Below are 17384 nucleotides of genomic sequence, written 5' to 3' on the forward strand. Positions count from 1 at the left end.
TTTAGATTTCTGCGACCTTAGAGGTATCCCTATCTAAATGTATTTTTGCATTAGGTAACAAAGCGTTTTGAGTTTTTGAAGTGGAAGTGCTGTCAGGCGCAATATTTTTATTGTTTGATTAAACTCGAATTCAACTTTGAATTGTGACTATAAAAAATGAGGCGCGAGCTAATATAGCCCGCAAAATATAAAAGAACCGATTCAGTTTCTGTACTACTGATTAAAAATCTGTTCGCGTGTTTTATATAAGCCTGTCGCCATCAAGATACAAAACAACCATGGCATAACAAACATTGGCGCGCCAGTTTCAAAGTAAAACTGAGTCACACTATAAACGTCGTTAAACCCCTCCCAAACGAGCATGAATAAAAGATAATACCAGGCCCACTTTTGCCCCTTTTTGAGTGCAAATATAGAAATCAGAATGATTGGCACTGCCGCCGATACAATATTGACACCTGCCAGCATCGCTAAAAATGCGACAAACGGAGCCGCTTGCGGATCAACAGCGGTGAGCTGAGAAAAACTAAAGTCCAACTTATGAACAACAAATGTCCATTGCGACATATCGTTAGAAATAGAGAGACTGGAAGTCAATAACATGAATAGTCCCGCCATCAAAGGTATTAACCCTGCGTACATTGTCCACTTCCAGCCTATTACTTCATTCTCTGTTTTATTCATAGTGATACTCTTCATTTTAATAAACGATTGAGTCAACAATTTTATAGTTTCACCTTGTACAAACTATGATGTTTAGTGCAGCATATATGTCTAATCGTACTTTTTTGGTTACATTTACCAAGAGGAGTAAACTCGTGTTTAATCACACTCCATCGCCATCGAGCGCTCAAATTCCTAATGCTGGAAACAGCTTAATTGGAGGAGATGCCTTATCTGATATTTTAAATGCGCTTCGTCTTCAAGCTAGCAGCTATTTTTGTACCGAGTTTTCAGCACCTTGGGGCATAAAAGAACAAGAAACAGACTATGGTACTTTTCACTTCGTCGTGCGAGGCAGCGCTTGGTTAAACATGCCTGATTCAAAGCACGCTACCTACCTCTCGACCGGAGATATTGTTGCCTTTCCAACGGGTGCGGCACACCAAATTGGCGATCAACCAAATGGCGTCTGTATATCGGGAGACGAATTACTGACGCAGATACAGAACGATGAGAACCCGTTTGCAGGAGATGAAAGCATTACCACATTATTGTGTGGTTACTTCAAATATCAGCAACACGTCCAACTGCCAATATTAAGAGATATGCCCAACTTTTTGCATATAAAAACAAATGAAGAACCATCACTATTGTGGTTAAACAACCTAGCCAATATGCTAGCTCACGAATCCCGCTCGACACTACCTGGCGGTACCGTCATTGTTGATCGCCTTACCGAGGTATTGGTCATTCAATTGCTGCGTTGGCATGTCAATTCTCAGCATTCCGGTACGGGGTATTTTCGGGCACTTGCAGATACACGACTCAGTCTTACTTTGAGCCTGATCCACAAACAACCCGCTCAAGCGTGGACAGTAGAGCGCATGGCACAGTCCGCAGGTATGTCTCGTTCCGCGTTTGCAAATTTATTCCATGAAATAATCGGAATGACGCCACTGTCGTATCTCAGTCAATGGCGAATGCATATCGCTCAAGACCTATTGAAGGAAGGAAAAGAGTCGATGATAAGCGTTGCAGAGCAAGTTGGTTACAGCTCTGAAGCTTCTTTTAGCAAAGCCTTCAAAAAAATAATTGGCATAAGCCCAGGTCAATTAAGACGCCAAAAGTAGTATTTAACTTAGTTTTTTAAACATGCAGGAAGTATACAACTTTTAAGTATGGGCTTTTATCATGGGGCCACAGTCAAAATCAGGAGAGATTTTGGGGCTATCAAGAGCATTAAATGAGAGAGAAATGCCTAAATATAGGACTTAAAACAAGCTCATAAACAAAATATTAAATATTAAAAACGACTAACGGAAGTTAGTCGCCTTATTCATACTGTGACAGCAAACTTAAATAAACTTTTTAATGATAAAGTCGACTTTGACACGTTTAGCCTGCCCTAGTATCTTTTGCACCGGTGCAGGGTAATCTTGTAAAGTTTCAATATCATCAGGCCCAGACAGCTTTCGGCATTGAGACAAAATTGATTGCTTTTCAGCATCGATAAATGATTTCAATTCCTGATCTCTGTCTTCTATCAAAATGCCATTTTCGATGTCCAACCCCCAAGCTCTTGGGTTTAAATTATGTCCTGTCATGAGGTGGACTTGATTGTCTTGATTTATCCCTTTTAGATGGAATGAGTTGTCTCCGTCCTTCCATAGATACACATTGAGTAGTCCCTGCTCGATATACCTTTTTTGCGACTTTAGAAATTTATGTAAAATCCGCTCATACAAATAAGGCAATGCGCCTATTCGACTAAATGGCTTATCAGGCGAGATGTAAAAGTCATTTGCTGTCTTATCGCCAACAACAATAGTTACTGACTTACCTTGCTTTAACAGACGACGTAATGAGCGTAATAAGGGCGCAGGGAAGTTGAAGTAAGGCGTATATAAAATCAACTCCTGCTCAGTGGTATCAAATAACGTCTTAATCAATCTATTAAGCTTATTAGTTCTACGGCCAAACCCTAAAAATGCGCGAACATTCAGTGAATTAGACTCACTTGCGCCAGACATATCATAATTAGCTTTTTTTAGCGAACGCATTAGTTTCTTTTGCGCCAACTTAATTTCACTAAATGGCTTTAAAGGCCTTCTATCAATTCTGGGGACAGCTTCAGAGTTTAACAGATGCTTCTCAATAAAAGCGGTAAAGCTATCAGCTAATTTTGCATTATCTAATAGAAAGTAACGATCAAGACGATATCGTTCTTCTTGATGCAGGTAGACATCATTGATACTTGCTCCGCTGTAAAGAACAGTGTCATCAATCACAAACCCTTTAAGATGCAATACGCCAAACAATTCTTTTGCTTTTACAGGCACACCGTATACTTCAACATTTGAGTTGAATTGCTCCAAATAATCACAATACAAGCGTGCATTACCCTCAGACTTTGCCTCACCGATTAACCCTCGCTGGGCTCTGTGAAAGTCAACTAGTATTTTGATCTCTAAATCTGGGTTGCTCAGCGACGCATTATGCAACGCAGACAACACACCTTGGCCTGCCGTGTCATCTTGTAAATACAGTGCAGCGATGTAAATGCGCTTCTTTGCTTTGCCAATCAAAGACAAAAGTTCACTGTGATAATGTTTAGCGTCTGTTAAGACTTTACAGCTGTTCGCTTCTAAAGCAAAGCCAGCGTTGTCCTGCCAAAATGCCATATTTACCTTTAAATCTTGGGCTACTGATAATTTAGTAGCAAAAAAAATTCCTTCAAACATAACAAAAAAAAATAGAAAGGTCATGAATATCCGACAATTTCAGCTCTATTGGCTTACTTTTCCATCAAGTACACTAAATTTGACAAGTTCACGATTTCTAAAATTGCTTTATTTGATTTTTATTTTACTTCTGGGTTGATTTACTTAGAATCGGCATCATTGTAATGCTAATACTAAATTTTAGGATAGAAATTCATGAGTGATAAGCACTGTAAACTATTGATCCTTGGCTCAGGTCCAGCGGGTTACACTGCCGCTGTTTATGCAGCACGAGCAAATTTAAACCCTGTTTTAATCACAGGTATGCAACAAGGTGGTCAGCTGACAACAACAACAGAAGTAGAAAACTGGCCTGGTGATGCACATGGTTTAACTGGCCCTGCTCTTATGGAGCGTATGAAAGAGCATGCAGAACGTTTTGAAACAGAGATTATTTTTGACCATATCAATAAAGTCGATGTGACTAAGCGTCCATTCACCCTTACAGGCGACCAAGGCACTTATACTTGTGATGCTTTAATCATTGCAACAGGTGCATCTGCAAAGTACCTAGGTCTAGAGTCTGAGACAAACTTCCAAGGTCGCGGTGTTTCTGCTTGTGCAACTTGTGATGGATTCTTCTACAGAGGACAAAAAGTTGCTGTAGTTGGTGGTGGTAACACAGCGGTTGAAGAAGCGTTATACCTTTCGAACATTGCTGACGAAGTACATGTTGTTCACCGTAGAGATAGCTTCCGTAGTGAAAAAATTCTATCAGACCGTCTACTAGAAAAAGCGAAAAATGGCAATGTTGTTCTTCACTTTGACCGCACTTTAGACGAAGTACTTGGCGATGACATGGGTGTTACAGGTATTCGTATTAAAGATACAAACTCTGATGCAACTGAAGATTTAGACCTAGCAGGTGTATTCATCGCTATTGGTCATAAGCCAAATACAGACATGTTTGAAGGTCAACTTGAGATGAAAGATGGCTACCTAGTTGTTGAATCAGGCCTAAATGGCAACGCAACACAGACAAGCGTAGAAGGTGTATTCGCTGCAGGTGACGTATCTGACCACATTTACCGTCAAGCAATCACTTCAGCTGGTACTGGCTGTATGGCAGCCCTTGATGCAGAGCGTTATTTAGATAACCTAAAATAATCTCTAAGCACGCCATATTTCATGGCGTGCTTCCAACCGAAATTTGCTAAACTCAAAGTTAGCAACTAGTCCACTCGAAACAAAAGTCACCCATGACACAACAGTTGTTCCATTTATCATCGACAGATTACATATTTCCGCCGTGCCACTTTGCATTAAAAGAACCAGATGGCCTGTTAGCCGTTGGCGGATGTCTCAATACAAAGAGATTAAAAAAAGCATATCAACTTGGTATCTTCCCTTGGTTCAATGAACGAGAGCCGATCATGTGGTGGTCACCCAGTGAACGAGGAATTATTGAGCTGTCAGATTTTCATATTGGACGCACACTAAAAAAAGCTCGAAATCGACTCAAACCAAAAATCACTATAAATCAAGCCTTTGAGCAAGTTATCTCTCAATGCAGAGAGCAGCGTCTCCACGAAGAAGGAACTTGGATCAATAAAAGTATGCTCAAGGCATATTGCCAAGCGCATGAGGAAGGGTTTGCCCATAGTATAGAGGTATGGATTGACGGAAAGCTGGCTGGCGGTCTATATGGAATAATGATATCGGGTGTATTTTGTGGTGAATCTATGTTTCATAACCAGCCAAACGCTTCCAAATTAGCAATGTGGGCTTTGGTTAATTGGCTTAAAAAACACAATGCGCATTTTATAGATTGCCAATTAGATAACCCTTACTTAAGCTCTATGGGCGCAAAAGTCATTCCCAGAGAAGAATTTTTGACTAAACTTAAAGAAGCAAGTGACTATCACCCTGTACAAACCATGTGGCGCCCACAAGACATAGGGGTAATATATGACTGAACACTTTCCATCTAAAATTGGCCTCAGTCAGCAATTTGATTGCAGCTATCTACCAGATAGAAAAGAACAGCTACTCGTCATTTTAGACAGTGAATGCTACACAGCAGCGCGTTTTGAAGCTCTCCTTTCGCTGGGGTTTAGGCGTAGTGGAGATCAAATATATCGACCGCACTGCCCCCTTTGCAGTGCATGCCAATCAATACGAGTATTGGCAAAGGATTATGTGCCCTCAAAGTCACAGCAGCGGAAGTATAAAAAAATACAAAACAGCTTTAGCGTTAAAGTGAGTTTCGAAGAAAAGGAAAACTATTTCCCACTTTATGAGAAGTACATAACCCTCAGGCACAGTGATGGCACAATGTTCCCGCCAAACCGACTACAATATGAAAGCTTTTTATTTTGCCGCTGGATGCCTATTTCGTTTATAGAATTGTGGCACGAAGGCCAACTTGTCGCCGTTGCTGTCACAGACACAATGCCTAACGCCCTATCTGCAATCTATACCTTTTTCGACCCCGACTTTGAGCACTTGAGTTTAGGTACGATTATGATCATGGCACAAATAAACCTAGCAGCGGCAGAGAACAAAGAGTTTGTTTATTTAGGTTATCAAATAGACGAATGTAAAAAAATGCGCTACAAAAAGCAGTTTTCACCAGCTCAACAGCTTAAAGAAGATACTTGGACAAATATTTAAGTTACTAATTTAAGCTCTTACCTTTACTTATTGTGTGCTTTTGGGCAAAATCTCCAACGATAAACTTATACAGAGGTGATACGCTCCAAATGGCGAAAGAAGACGTTATTGAAATGCAAGGCACGGTCCTTGATACTTTACCAAATACAATGTTCCGTGTTGAATTAGAAAATGGTCACGTAGTTGTGGCTCATATTTCTGGTAAAATGCGCAAAAACTACATCCGTATTTTAACAGGTGACAAAGTCACTGTAGAATTAACTCCTTACGATTTAAGCAAGGGACGCATCGTTTTCCGTGCACGTTAATTCTACCGTCTCGCCAGCGTCAATTTGATGCTATAAGACGTATGTAGCAAAAAACCTAGCCTTGGCTAGGTTTTTTGCTTTTGTAACGTCAATATTTTTAAGGCGGCTAATGCTATCAACTTAGCCGCTTTAAATTATGCAGATACGAGCTCTTGTTCAAAATCGAACTCTAAGGCATTACCTTTGACAGTCACTTTTACATTACCGCCATCGATAAGCGAACCAAATAAAATTTCATTCGCCAGTGGCTTTTTAAGATTATCTTGAATGACGCGTGCCATAGGTCTAGCCCCCATCGCTTTGTCATAACCAATATCGGCAATCCAATCTCTCGCTTCATTAGTAAATTCTAAGTTCACCGACTTCTTATCTAGCTGAGCTTGCAACTCAACAATAAACTTATCTACAACTTGCAAGATAACTTCTTTCTCTAGATGGTTAAACCAAATAATGTTATCCAGCCTGTTTCTAAATTCAGGCGTAAATACTTTATTTATCTCAATCATTGCATCATGAGAATGATCTTGTTGCTGGAACCCGATAGACTTTCTCACAGTCTCTTGTACGCCGGCATTAGTCGTCATAACAAAGATAACATTACGGAAGTCAGCTTTACGGCCGTTATTATCTGTTAACGTACCATGGTCCATAACCTGCAATAGAATGTTGTAAATATCAGGATGTGCTTTTTCAATCTCATCCAACAATACAACAGCATGAGGATGTTTAATGACTGAATCAGTTAATAGACCACCCTGTTCGAAACCAACATAACCAGGAGGTGCACCAATTAAGCGGCTTACAGCATGACGCTCTGAGTACTCAGACATATCAAAGCGAATGAACTCAATACCCATGCACTTCGCAAGTTGCTTTGTGACTTCAGTTTTACCAACACCTGTAGGTCCTGCAAACAAGAATGAACCAATTGGCTTTTCTTCATTAGCAAGTCCCGAGCGTGATAAACGAATCGCTGAAGTAAGCGCATCAATTGACTCATCTTGACCAAAAACTAGCATCTTAAGGTTTCTATCTAAATTCTTAAGCACCTCTTTATCGCTTGAGGACACATTTTGCTGAGGAATACGAGCAATCTTAGATACAATTTGCTCAATATCTGACACGCCAATGGTCTTCTTACGTCTAGACATAGGTAACAAGCGCTGATTTGCACCCGCTTCGTCAATTACATCAATTGCTTTATCTGGTAAATGACGTTCATTGATGTATTTCGCACTCAACTCAGCTGCAGCTTTAAGGGCTTTTTGCGTGTAACGAATGCCATGATGCTCTTCGTAGCGCTCTTTCAAGCCATATAAAATTTTTGCAGTATCAGCCACACTTGGCTCAACAACGTCAATTTTTTGGAAACGACGAACCAAAGCTCTATCTTTTTCAAAAATATTTTTAAACTCAGAGTACGTGGTAGACCCTAAACAGCGGAGTTTCCCGCTTGAAAGTAAAGGCTTGATCAGATTTGAGGCATCCATAACCCCGCCGGATGCAGCACCTGCACCGATAATGGTATGAATCTCATCAATAAACAAAATTGCATTTGGCTTTGCTTGTAACTCTTTCAACAGCGCTTTGAAGCGTTTTTCAAAGTCACCGCGATACTTTGTTCCAGCAAGTAAAGCCCCCATATCAAGGGAGTAAACAACCGCATCTTCGATCACTTCAGGGACTTGTTCGTTTACAATACGATAAGCTAGCCCTTCAGCAATTGCTGTTTTACCAACACCCGCCTCACCTACAAGCAATGGGTTATTCTTTTTACGACGGCAGAGTACTTGAATGGTTCTTTCTACTTCTTGATCACGACCAACAAGCGGGTCTATCTGCCCTGCTTTCGCTAAAACATTTAAATTTGCAGTAAAGTTCTCTAGCTTAGTTTTTTCTTCGCCTTGAACTTCCGCGCCTTCTTCATTGATGTCCTCTTGCTCTTCCGGCTCAGGATCATCATCTGACTTTGAAATACCATGACTGATGAAGTTCACGATATCTAACCGGCTTACATCTGCTTTTTTCAGTAAATAAACTGCTTGGCTTTCTTGCTCTGAAAAAATTGCGACTAAAACATTGACGCCGGTTACTTCATTTCTGCCTGAAGACTGAACATGAAACACTGCCCTTTGCAAAACACGTTGAAATCCTAACGTTGGTTGAGTCTCCCGATCTTCCTCTAACTCAGGAATAATTGGCGTTGTTTCATCAATAAACTCTGACAAATCTCTTTTTAAGCTGTCAGTATCTACGCTACAGGCGTTGAGCGCTTCACTTGCAGATGGATTATCAATCAGTGCAAGTAATAAATGCTCCACCGTCATAAATTCATGACGACGAGTACGAGCTTCACGAAACGCGGTGTTAAGTGTAATTTCTAAATCTTTATTTAGCATTGGCAACCCCCAACGAGAATAAATAAGGTCATTCTTGCTCACAGCTACACAGGAGCGGATGCTCATGATCGCGAGCGTATCTGTTTACCTGCTCAGCCTTTGTATGGGCTATGTCTGCAGGATACATTCCACATACCGCTTTTCCCTCGTGATGCACTTTAAGCATCACATCAGTTGCTCTTTCGCTATCCATGTTGAAAAAAGTCATTAACACTTCGATGACGAAATCCATCGGCGTGTAATCATCATTGTTTAAAATCACTTTGTATTTCTTCGGTGGTTGAAGTTTTTGCTTCTCTTGGTCTTTGACCTCTTCCAACACACCTGAATCTTTTATCCCACTCATAATTAAATATAGTCTTGTCTTATATACTCAAGCAAACTTGAATTAAAAAATAAATAAAATGTTAAAAAACTGCACTAAAAAACTTGACTGTATGGTTATTTAAACTACATTCTAGTCCTAGTTGTTCATGTTATGGACAGCTTAGCAAATTTCAAAGGTTAGATTAACTTAATTAGTCAACTTATAGAAGGATGTAGAAGTATGGCTTGCGGAAAAGTCAAATGGTTTAACAACGCCAAAGGGTTTGGTTTCATCGTAGAAGACGGCAGTGACGAAGATATCTTTGCACATTACTCGACGATTGTAATGGATGGATACAAGACGCTTAAAGCTGGTCAAGATGTAACATTCGAGCTACAGGAGGGGCCTAAGGGCTTACATGCTACTAATATTGCACCGAAAGTTGGTGAAATGGCATAGCAAATTCTAAGGCTCTATAAGCGGGCTACGTAAGTTGCTCGCTTCATCTCTTTTTCTCTCCAAAACGTTCCTTGTAACATATTTTTCTATAACTTAAGTAAATTGCATTAGCAGCATTACGATTAGATTGGTACAATCCCTGCCGATGTCCAGGTCTGTTAGTTATTTCTATTCCCCCTAACTTCAGTAGGAATAACTAACAAACTTGCTAATTACAAAGAGTTTAAGCTTTTTATAAGCTAATTTTTTTGTTACTCGATCGTCCAAATAACGATGGGTAACATAAGTTAGCAAGATTTTGCTTATTGTTGAACGGTCGAAATTGGCCCAAAACTATCTAGGAATGATGATGACATCAAAAATTATTTATACAAAAACCGACGAAGCACCAGCTTTAGCAACATACTCTTTGTTGCCAGTAATTCAAGCTTATACTAAAGCAGCTGGTGTTGAAGTAGAAACAAGAGACATTTCTTTAGCTGGTCGTGTGATCGCTAACTTCCCTGAGTTTCTTACTGAAGAGCAAAGAATTGCAGATGCACTATCTGAGCTAGGTGAGCTTGCTAAGACACCTGAAGCGAATATCATCAAATTACCTAATATCAGTGCTTCTATCCCTCAACTTAAAGCAACTATCAAAGAGCTACAAGAAAAAGGCTATGCACTTCCTGATTACCCTGAAGAGCCTAAAGATGAAAAAGAAGCAGCTATCAAAGCAACTTACGACAAAATCAAAGGCAGCGCAGTAAACCCAGTATTACGTGAAGGTAACTCTGACCGTCGTGCGCCAGGTTCTGTAAAAGCATATGCTCAGAAAAACCCACATTCAATGGGTGCATGGTCTGCAGACTCTCAGTCATACGTTGCGAGCATGAGCGAAGGCGATTTCTTCGGTTCAGAGCAATCTACAACTGTTGCTGAAGCAACAGACGTTCGTATCGAGCATGTTGCTGTTGACGGCACAGTTAATGTACTTAAGCAAAGCACACCTCTACTTGCTGGCGAAATCATTGATGCGTCTCGCATGAATGTTAACGCACTTCGCACTTTCTTAGCCGCTGAAGTTGAAGCTGCAAAAGAGAAAGGTGTTCTTTTCTCACTGCACATGAAAGCAACCATGATGAAGGTCTCAGATCCAATCATCTTTGGTCATGCAGTAAAAGTATTCTATAAAGAAGTATTCGAAAAGCACGGTGAGACTTTTGAGCAACTAGGTGTTGACGTTAACAACGGTATTGGTGACGTATACAACAAGCTTGCTAAACTAGATGACGCGAAACGCGCTGAAATTGAAGCAGATCTTGCTGCGGTTTATGACGTTCGTCCAAGCATTGCAATGGTTGATTCAGACCGTGGTATCACAAATCTACACGTGCCAAGTGACGTTATTATCGACGCATCTATGCCAGCGGCTATCCGTACAAGCGGTCAGATGTGGAATGCTGAAGGCAAGCAACAAGACACAAGTTTTGTTATTCCAGATCGTTGTTACTCTGGTGTTTACCAAGCAACTATCGACTTCTGTAAAGAAAATGGTGCATTTGATCCTCGTACTATGGGTACCATCCCTAACGTTGGTCTTATGGCTCAAAAAGCAGAAGAATACGGTTCACACGACAAAACATTCGAAGCACCTTCAAATGGTGTTATCCGTGTAGTTGACCAAGCAGGTAACGTACTACTTCAACACGATGTTGAAGAAGGCGACATCTGGCGTATGTGTCAGGTTAAAGACGCACCAATCAAAGATTGGGTTAAGCTAGCTGTTAACCGTTCACGTGCATCTAACACACCGGCAGTATTCTGGTTAAACGAAGCGCGTGCACACGACGCTGAGCTTATCAAAAAAGTAAATGCATATTTACCAGAGCACGACACAGACGGTCTTGATATCCGCATTCTTGCACCTGTTGAAGCGACTAAGTTCTCACTAGCTCGCATGAAAGACAGCCAAGACACTATTTCAGTAACAGGTAACGTATTACGTGACTACCTAACTGACTTATTCCCAATTTTAGAGCTTGGTACAAGTGCGAAAATGCTATCTATCGTTCCACTAATGAACGGTGGTGGTCTATTCGAAACTGGTGCAGGTGGTTCAGCGCCTAAGCACGTTCAACAGTTCGAAAAAGAAAACCACTTACGTTGGGATTCTTTAGGTGAATTCTTAGCGCTTGCGGCGTCTCTTGAGCACCTAAGCCAAGTAACAAACAACCCTAAAGCACAAGTACTTGCAGATACGCTAGATGCGGCAACGGGTAAATTCCTAGACGAGAACAAATCACCATCTCGTAAAGTGAATGAACTAGATAACCGTGGTAGCCATTTCTACCTATCTCTATACTGGGCACAAGCGCTAGCTGCGCAAGACACTGACGCTGAGCTTAAAGCTAAGTTTGAAGCAGTTGCTAAGCAACTAACTGAAAACGAAGCTGCTATCGTTGCAGAGCTAAACGATGTTCAAGGTCAAGCTATGGATGTAGAAGGTTACTTCCAGCCTAATGACGACAAAGCGTTTGCTGCAATGCGTCCAAGTAAATTATTTAACGATGCATTAAACCTAATCGCATAAGTTAAATTCAAGCTTTAAAAGGCAGCTCAGGCTGCCTTTTTTCGTTTTCATGCTGAAGTATGGCGAGACTTTTGTTAGTATGCGCCCATTCATATTACCTCTTTGTAAGCTATGCCATACAAAAACAGTCAGCGCCCTAACGCAGCTCGGAACAAGCCAAACAACATCTCACGACGACCATCACGAGGCACTAAAAAGCCGCCAGTCAAACCTGAGGATGTCAAAATAGTATTGTTCAATAAACCATTCGATGTACTGTGCCAATTTACGGATGATCAACACCGTAAAACACTTGCAGATTATGTTGATGTTAAATCTGTATATGCTGCGGGTCGCCTTGATCGCGATAGTGAAGGCTTATTGCTACTCACAAACTGTGGAAAGCTGCAACACAAGCTGACTGAACCGAAAAAGAACACCAATAAAACATACTGGGTTCAGGTGGAAGGTGCACCGGATGAGCAGTCATTAAACCAGCTTAGAAAAGGCGTAGAACTCAAAGACGGCTTAACTAAGCCTGCACAAGTTGAGGTAATAAAAGAGCCAAATGTGTGGCCGCGCACGCCTCCTATTAGGGAGCGTAAAAATATTCCTACGACTTGGTTGAGTATTACCATTTCAGAGGGACGCAACCGACAAGTACGTCGTATGACTGCACACATCGGTCACCCTACACTTAGGTTGATCCGATATAGTATTGGCAAATATACTCTCAATGGTCTAAATAACGGTCAGTATAAGGTTTTGCAGCCAAATAAAGTCTAGTGTGTGTCTTTTGAGGGTAGCCAAATGCATGCTATACTCACGGCCTTTCAAATATTACATATAGATGTACAGCGATATTATGAGCGATAACAGTAACATTAAAGTCATTGTCGGCATGTCTGGCGGCGTAGATTCTTCAGTTTCAGCTTACCTTCTAAAAGAGCAAGGTTATCAAGTCGAAGGCTTGTTTATGAAAAACTGGGAAGAAGACGATAACGATGAATACTGTGCCGCAGCTGAAGATCTAAAAGATGCGCAAGCTGTCTGTGAAAAGCTTGGCATTGAGTTGCACACAGTTAACTTTGCAGCGGAATACTGGGATAACGTATTTGAGTATTTCCTAGAAGAATACCGTGCTGGGCGTACGCCGAACCCAGATATCATGTGCAACAAAGAAATTAAGTTCAAAGCGTTTTTAGAGTTTGCCGCCGAGGCATTAGGTGCAGACTACATCGCTACCGGCCATTATGTTCGCAGAGAAGAACGCGACGGTAAGTTTGCGATGTTAAGAGGTTTAGATAATAACAAAGACCAAAGTTATTTCTTATATACGCTGAGCCATGAGCACGTTGCACAAACCCTATTCCCAGTAGGTGAAATCGAAAAACCTGAAGTACGCAGAATTGCAGAAGAGCAAGGCCTAATTACCCATAACAAGAAAGACAGTACAGGTATTTGCTTTATTGGTGAGCGTAAGTTCAAAGATTTCTTACAAAAGTTCTTACCAGCCCAACCAGGTATTATTGAAGATGCTGAAGGAAACCAAGTCGGTGAACATGAAGGCTTGATGTACCACACCCTTGGCCAAAGAAAAGGCCTACTTATTGGCGGAATGAAAGAAGGCTCTGGTGAACCTTGGTATGTAGTAGATAAAGATGTAGAACGCAATGTACTTGTTGTTGGACAAGGTAAAGATCACCCTCGCCTATACAGCAATGGTCTGAATGCAAACCAACTTCATTGGGTTGACAGAGAAGGCCCACAAGGCACGACTCGTTGCACAGTGAAAACACGTTACAGACAAGAAGATATCCCTTGTACTTTATTAGTTGGTCAAGACGGCATGGCGCGTGTTTTATTTGATGAGCCACAAAAAGCCGTAACACCTGGTCAATCTGCTGTTTTCTATTTGGATGATGCTTGCTTAGGTGGCGGTATCATTGAGTCGGTGATTAAATAATGCAACCTAAAGCCGTTATTCCTCTTGCTGCTATTTGCCAAATAGCTAAGCTTGTCCAAAAATGTGCTCGTTATGGTACCTTCAATGAAAACGAAGTGCATACGTTTTTACAGAGTATATTAAATACCGCACCTCAAAATCCGGAAGATGTTTATGATGATCACTTTGCACTTAAAGGCGGTTATCAAGCGCTGGTCGCTCAACTCTCAAGTGACGGTGAAAAAGACGTTGAGATAGTGAAATACGTTGGCAGTCTATTGCAATTAGAAAGAGCCTTATCATCGAATGATACTGTTTTTTCCGAACTCGCAAAACGTATAGAGCAAGTCGAAAGACAAACATTGCATTTCAATGTCTATGACGAACAAGTTCTAGGTGCACTTGCTGATATCTATACCCAAGTTATCAGCCCTGCTGGACCAAAGATCCAAGTTTTTGGTAAACCAGATTTATTACAGCAAACGCATATTCAACATAAAATCCGTGCTTTGCTGTTAGCAGGTATTAGAAGTGCCGTGTTGTGGCGACAATTAGGCGGAAAACGCCGTCACTTCTTTTTCTCTAAGAAAAAGATTGTCCACACAGCACAACAATTTATTTAAAAATATCGTTCAAAAAACCAATTAGTTAGGAGAAATTATGGAGCTTTCAGCGTTAACCGCTATCTCTCCAGTAGATGGTCGCTATGGTAGCAAAACCAAAGAACTTAGAAGTATCTTCAGTGAGTTCGGTCTGATCAAATACCGTGTTACTGTAGAAGTTCGTTGGTTACAAGCTTTAGCAAAAGCTGACGCAATCAAAGAAGTCCCTGCTTTCAGTGACGAAGCGAATGCGCTACTTGACGACATCGTGGCAAACTTCAGCGAAGAAGATGCACAGCGTGTTAAAGACATCGAGCGTACTACTAACCATGATGTTAAAGCAGTTGAATATTTGCTAAAAGAGAAAGTTGCGGATAATGCAGAGCTACAAGCTGTAAATGAGTTCATTCACTTCGCTTGTACATCTGAAGACATCAATAACCTATCTCATGGTTTAATGCTTAGCGAAGCACGTGATCAAGTATTACTTCCTTACTGTGATAACCTGCTTAATGCTATCAAAGATAAGGCAATTGAGTATAAGTCAGTACCAATGATGACACGTACTCACGGTCAGCCTGCGTCACCTTCTACTATGGGTAAAGAGTTTGCTAACGTTTATGTTCGCCTACAGCGTCAACGCGAACAAATTGCAAATGTATCACTATTAGGCAAAATCAACGGTGCTGTAGGTAACTACAATGCACACCTAAGTGCCTACCCTGAATATGACTGGCATGCACACGCTGAATCATTTGTAACAAGCCTTGGCCTAACTTGGAATGCTTTCACAACTCAGATCGAGCCGCATGACTATATTGCTGAGCTGTTTGATGCGATTGCACGTTTCAACACAATTCTATTAGACTTTGACCGTGACGTTTGGGGCTACATTGCACTAAACCACTTCAAGCAAAAAACAATTGCAGGCGAAATCGGCTCATCAACAATGCCGCACAAAGTAAACCCAATTGACTTTGAAAACTCTGAAGGTAACTTAGGCCTAGCAAATGCCATTTTTGCTCACCTTGCGCAAAAGCTACCAGTATCCCGCTGGCAGCGTGACCTTACAGATTCAACTGTATTGCGTAACCTAGGTGTTGGTATGGGTTATACTCTAATCGCATATCAAGCAACACTTAAAGGCATCAGCAAGCTAGAAGTAAATGCAGATCGCCTACTTGCAGAGCTTGACGACAACTGGGAGCTGCTTGCAGAGCCAATTCAAACAGTTATGCGTAAATATGGCATCGAAAAGCCATATGAAAAGCTGAAAGAATTAACGCGTGGTAAGCGTGTTAATCAAGAGATCATGGCAGAATTCATTGACGGTCTAGATCTACCTGACGCAGTTAAAGCTGAGATGAAGCTAATGACTCCGGCTAACTATATTGGTCGTGCAGAAGCATTTATCGACGAATTAAACTAATCTAAACTATTAGATTTTATTAAGCGAAAGGATAAGCAAATAGCTTGTTACTTTCGCTTTTTTTATGGAGAAAATATGTACCAGCTGTCTATTAACGATATGAGTCCTGAAACCTTTTTGAAAGAATATTGGCAAAAAAAGCCTCTACTCATCAAGGGAGGTTTTAAAGATTTTCAAGATCCTTTGTCCGCGGAGGAGCTTGCAGGCTTAGCAATGGAAGACAGCATAGAGTCTAGATTAGTCACAAATCATGACGAAAATTGGTTGGCACACCATGGGCCATTTGAAAATTTTGATAAATTAACCGAAACCAATAGCACCCTACTCGTTCAAGCTGTTGATCATTGGCATCCACCAGCAGCCCAATTGCTCGAACCATTTCGTTTCATTCCAAACTGGCGCATTGATGATTTAATGATTAGTTATTCAACACCCAAAGGGGGAGTTGGTCCACATTTAGATCAATATGACGTGTTCATTATTCAAGGTGAAGGTAAAAGACACTGGCGTGTTGGTATGCCTGATGCAAGTTTAAAGCAGTTCACCAAAGACAAAGCGCTTCTGCAAGTTGAACAATTTGACGCCATAATTGATGAAATTCTTGAGTCGGGTGATATTCTCTACATTCCACCAGGTTGCCCACATGAAGGTTATGCAGTTGAAAATGCACTCAACTACTCCGTCGGGTTTAGAGCGCCTGACCAAAAAGACCTGATAAGTAGTTTTGCTGACCATGTCATTGACGAAGAAGCTGGAAAACATCGCTATAGCGATGCCAATCTCAACATGAGAGCGTCCATTGGTGAAATTAGTTCCGGTGACAAACTCAAAATCCAAGCTATGTTAACTGGATTAATTGAAAATGACTCGCTATATAATCATTGGTTAGGCACTTATTTAAGCCAACCAAAGCATGATATGGACTTAGCCCCACTCGACGATGCACTAGTAGCAGAGTTTTTAGAAGATGAGATTGAGCCTCATGATATCGTTATTCGCTCAGGTGGCGTAAGGGCCATTTATCAAATCACGGATACAGATATTTTGCTCAGTGTTAATGGGGAAAATTACTCTCTTCCAAGCAATACACTAGAACAGGTAAAGTTGTTAACAGATAATACAAATTTTTCCTTTGAACAGGTAAAACCAGCATTGATCAGCTTGGAATTTAAAGAAACGTTAACTACGCTTATAAACGACGGGCTTTTTTACATAGAAGCTTGGTCTTAAATGCCTGACTGACAGGGCCAACCGAACAAATACACGGTGTCATTTTCATGGCACCGACAATAATAATAGGGGTTGATTTTTCCCTTATTCGTCAGGAC

16 protein-coding genes are annotated in these 17384 nt (G+C 41.0%); 12 read left to right on the top strand and 4 right to left on the bottom strand.

Features of this window, described 5'->3' with window-relative positions:
• Positions 1–213: 213 nt before the first annotated feature.
• Positions 214–684, bottom strand: coding sequence for a hypothetical protein (locus tag AC2CZC_RS18650; RefSeq protein ID WP_484582957.1), 471 nt, complete (start codon positions 682–684; stop codon positions 214–216).
• A gap of 134 nt (positions 685–818) precedes the next feature.
• Here AC2CZC_RS18650 and AC2CZC_RS18655 point away from each other — a divergent pair, with 134 nt between their 5' ends.
• Entirely contained in the window at positions 819–1793 is a 975-nt protein-coding gene (locus tag AC2CZC_RS18655) for an AraC family transcriptional regulator (protein ID WP_484582958.1), read from the top strand.
• Between the two features lie 225 nt (positions 1794–2018).
• On the opposite strand, the gene pssA is transcribed toward AC2CZC_RS18655, so the two are convergent.
• Positions 2019–3344, bottom strand: a complete 1326-nt coding sequence (gene pssA, locus AC2CZC_RS18660) for a CDP-diacylglycerol--serine O-phosphatidyltransferase (protein WP_484582959.1) — start codon at positions 3342–3344, stop codon at positions 2019–2021.
• A gap of 255 nt (positions 3345–3599) precedes the next feature.
• On the opposite strand from pssA, the gene trxB reads away from it, so the two are divergent.
• The 4 genes from trxB (at position 3600) to infA (ending at position 6364) form a co-directional block, all read left to right on the top strand.
• Positions 3600–4550, top strand: a complete 951-nt coding sequence (gene trxB, locus AC2CZC_RS18665) for a thioredoxin-disulfide reductase (protein WP_039608983.1) — start codon at positions 3600–3602, stop codon at positions 4548–4550.
• Between the two features lie 92 nt (positions 4551–4642).
• Positions 4643–5359 (top strand): leucyl/phenylalanyl-tRNA--protein transferase, encoded by a 717-nt coding sequence (gene aat / locus AC2CZC_RS18670; RefSeq protein WP_484582960.1) that lies wholly within the window; start codon positions 4643–4645, stop codon positions 5357–5359.
• Positions 5352–6056, top strand: coding sequence for an arginyltransferase (locus AC2CZC_RS18675; protein WP_284019096.1), 705 nt, complete (start codon positions 5352–5354; stop codon positions 6054–6056). The genes aat and AC2CZC_RS18675 overlap by 8 nt, the downstream gene beginning before the upstream one ends.
• Positions 6057–6145: 89 nt before the next feature.
• Positions 6146–6364 (top strand): translation initiation factor IF-1, encoded by a 219-nt coding sequence (gene infA / locus AC2CZC_RS18680; RefSeq protein WP_010560183.1) that lies wholly within the window; start codon positions 6146–6148, stop codon positions 6362–6364.
• Positions 6365–6498: 134 nt separating this feature from the next.
• Here the strand turns inward: infA and clpA are convergent, their stop codons facing one another.
• A complete protein-coding gene (clpA, locus tag AC2CZC_RS18685) occupies positions 6499–8763 on the bottom strand; it encodes an ATP-dependent Clp protease ATP-binding subunit ClpA (protein ID WP_063359879.1) in 2265 nt (754 codons plus the stop codon).
• Positions 8764–8791: 28 nt separating this feature from the next.
• Positions 8792–9109, bottom strand: a complete 318-nt coding sequence (gene clpS, locus AC2CZC_RS18690; RefSeq protein ID WP_063359880.1) for an ATP-dependent Clp protease adapter ClpS — start codon at positions 9107–9109, stop codon at positions 8792–8794.
• 201 nt (positions 9110–9310) lie between these two features.
• Between clpS and cspD the strand changes: the two genes are divergently transcribed.
• From cspD to AC2CZC_RS18725, 7 genes are all read left to right on the top strand, one after another.
• On the top strand, positions 9311–9529 hold the full coding sequence (cspD, locus tag AC2CZC_RS18695) for a cold shock domain-containing protein CspD (protein WP_023401678.1): 219 nt from the start codon (positions 9311–9313) through the stop codon (positions 9527–9529).
• Between the two features lie 349 nt (positions 9530–9878).
• On the top strand, positions 9879–12101 hold the full coding sequence (locus AC2CZC_RS18700) for an NADP-dependent isocitrate dehydrogenase (RefSeq protein WP_484582961.1): 2223 nt from the start codon (positions 9879–9881) through the stop codon (positions 12099–12101).
• 111 nt (positions 12102–12212) lie between these two features.
• Positions 12213–12866 (top strand): pseudouridine synthase, encoded by a 654-nt coding sequence (locus AC2CZC_RS18705; RefSeq protein ID WP_484582962.1) that lies wholly within the window; start codon positions 12213–12215, stop codon positions 12864–12866.
• A 79-nt stretch (positions 12867–12945) separates the two neighbouring features.
• Positions 12946–14046, top strand: a complete 1101-nt coding sequence (mnmA, locus tag AC2CZC_RS18710; RefSeq protein WP_484582963.1) for a tRNA 2-thiouridine(34) synthase MnmA — start codon at positions 12946–12948, stop codon at positions 14044–14046.
• Positions 14046–14648, top strand: coding sequence for a high frequency lysogenization protein HflD (gene hflD / locus AC2CZC_RS18715; RefSeq protein WP_484582964.1), 603 nt, complete (start codon positions 14046–14048; stop codon positions 14646–14648). The genes mnmA and hflD overlap by 1 nt, the downstream gene beginning before the upstream one ends.
• A 37-nt stretch (positions 14649–14685) precedes the next feature.
• Positions 14686–16056 carry an adenylosuccinate lyase gene (gene purB / locus AC2CZC_RS18720; protein ID WP_039608992.1) on the top strand — a complete coding sequence of 457 codons (1371 nt, stop codon included), beginning with the start codon at positions 14686–14688 and terminating at the stop codon, positions 16054–16056.
• A 75-nt stretch (positions 16057–16131) separates the two neighbouring features.
• Positions 16132–17286, top strand: a complete 1155-nt coding sequence (locus AC2CZC_RS18725) for a JmjC domain-containing protein (RefSeq protein WP_484582965.1) — start codon at positions 16132–16134, stop codon at positions 17284–17286.
• The last annotated feature ends 98 nt before the right edge of the window (positions 17287–17384 follow it).

It is taken from the genome of Pseudoalteromonas sp. MMG033 (assembly GCF_057197785.1).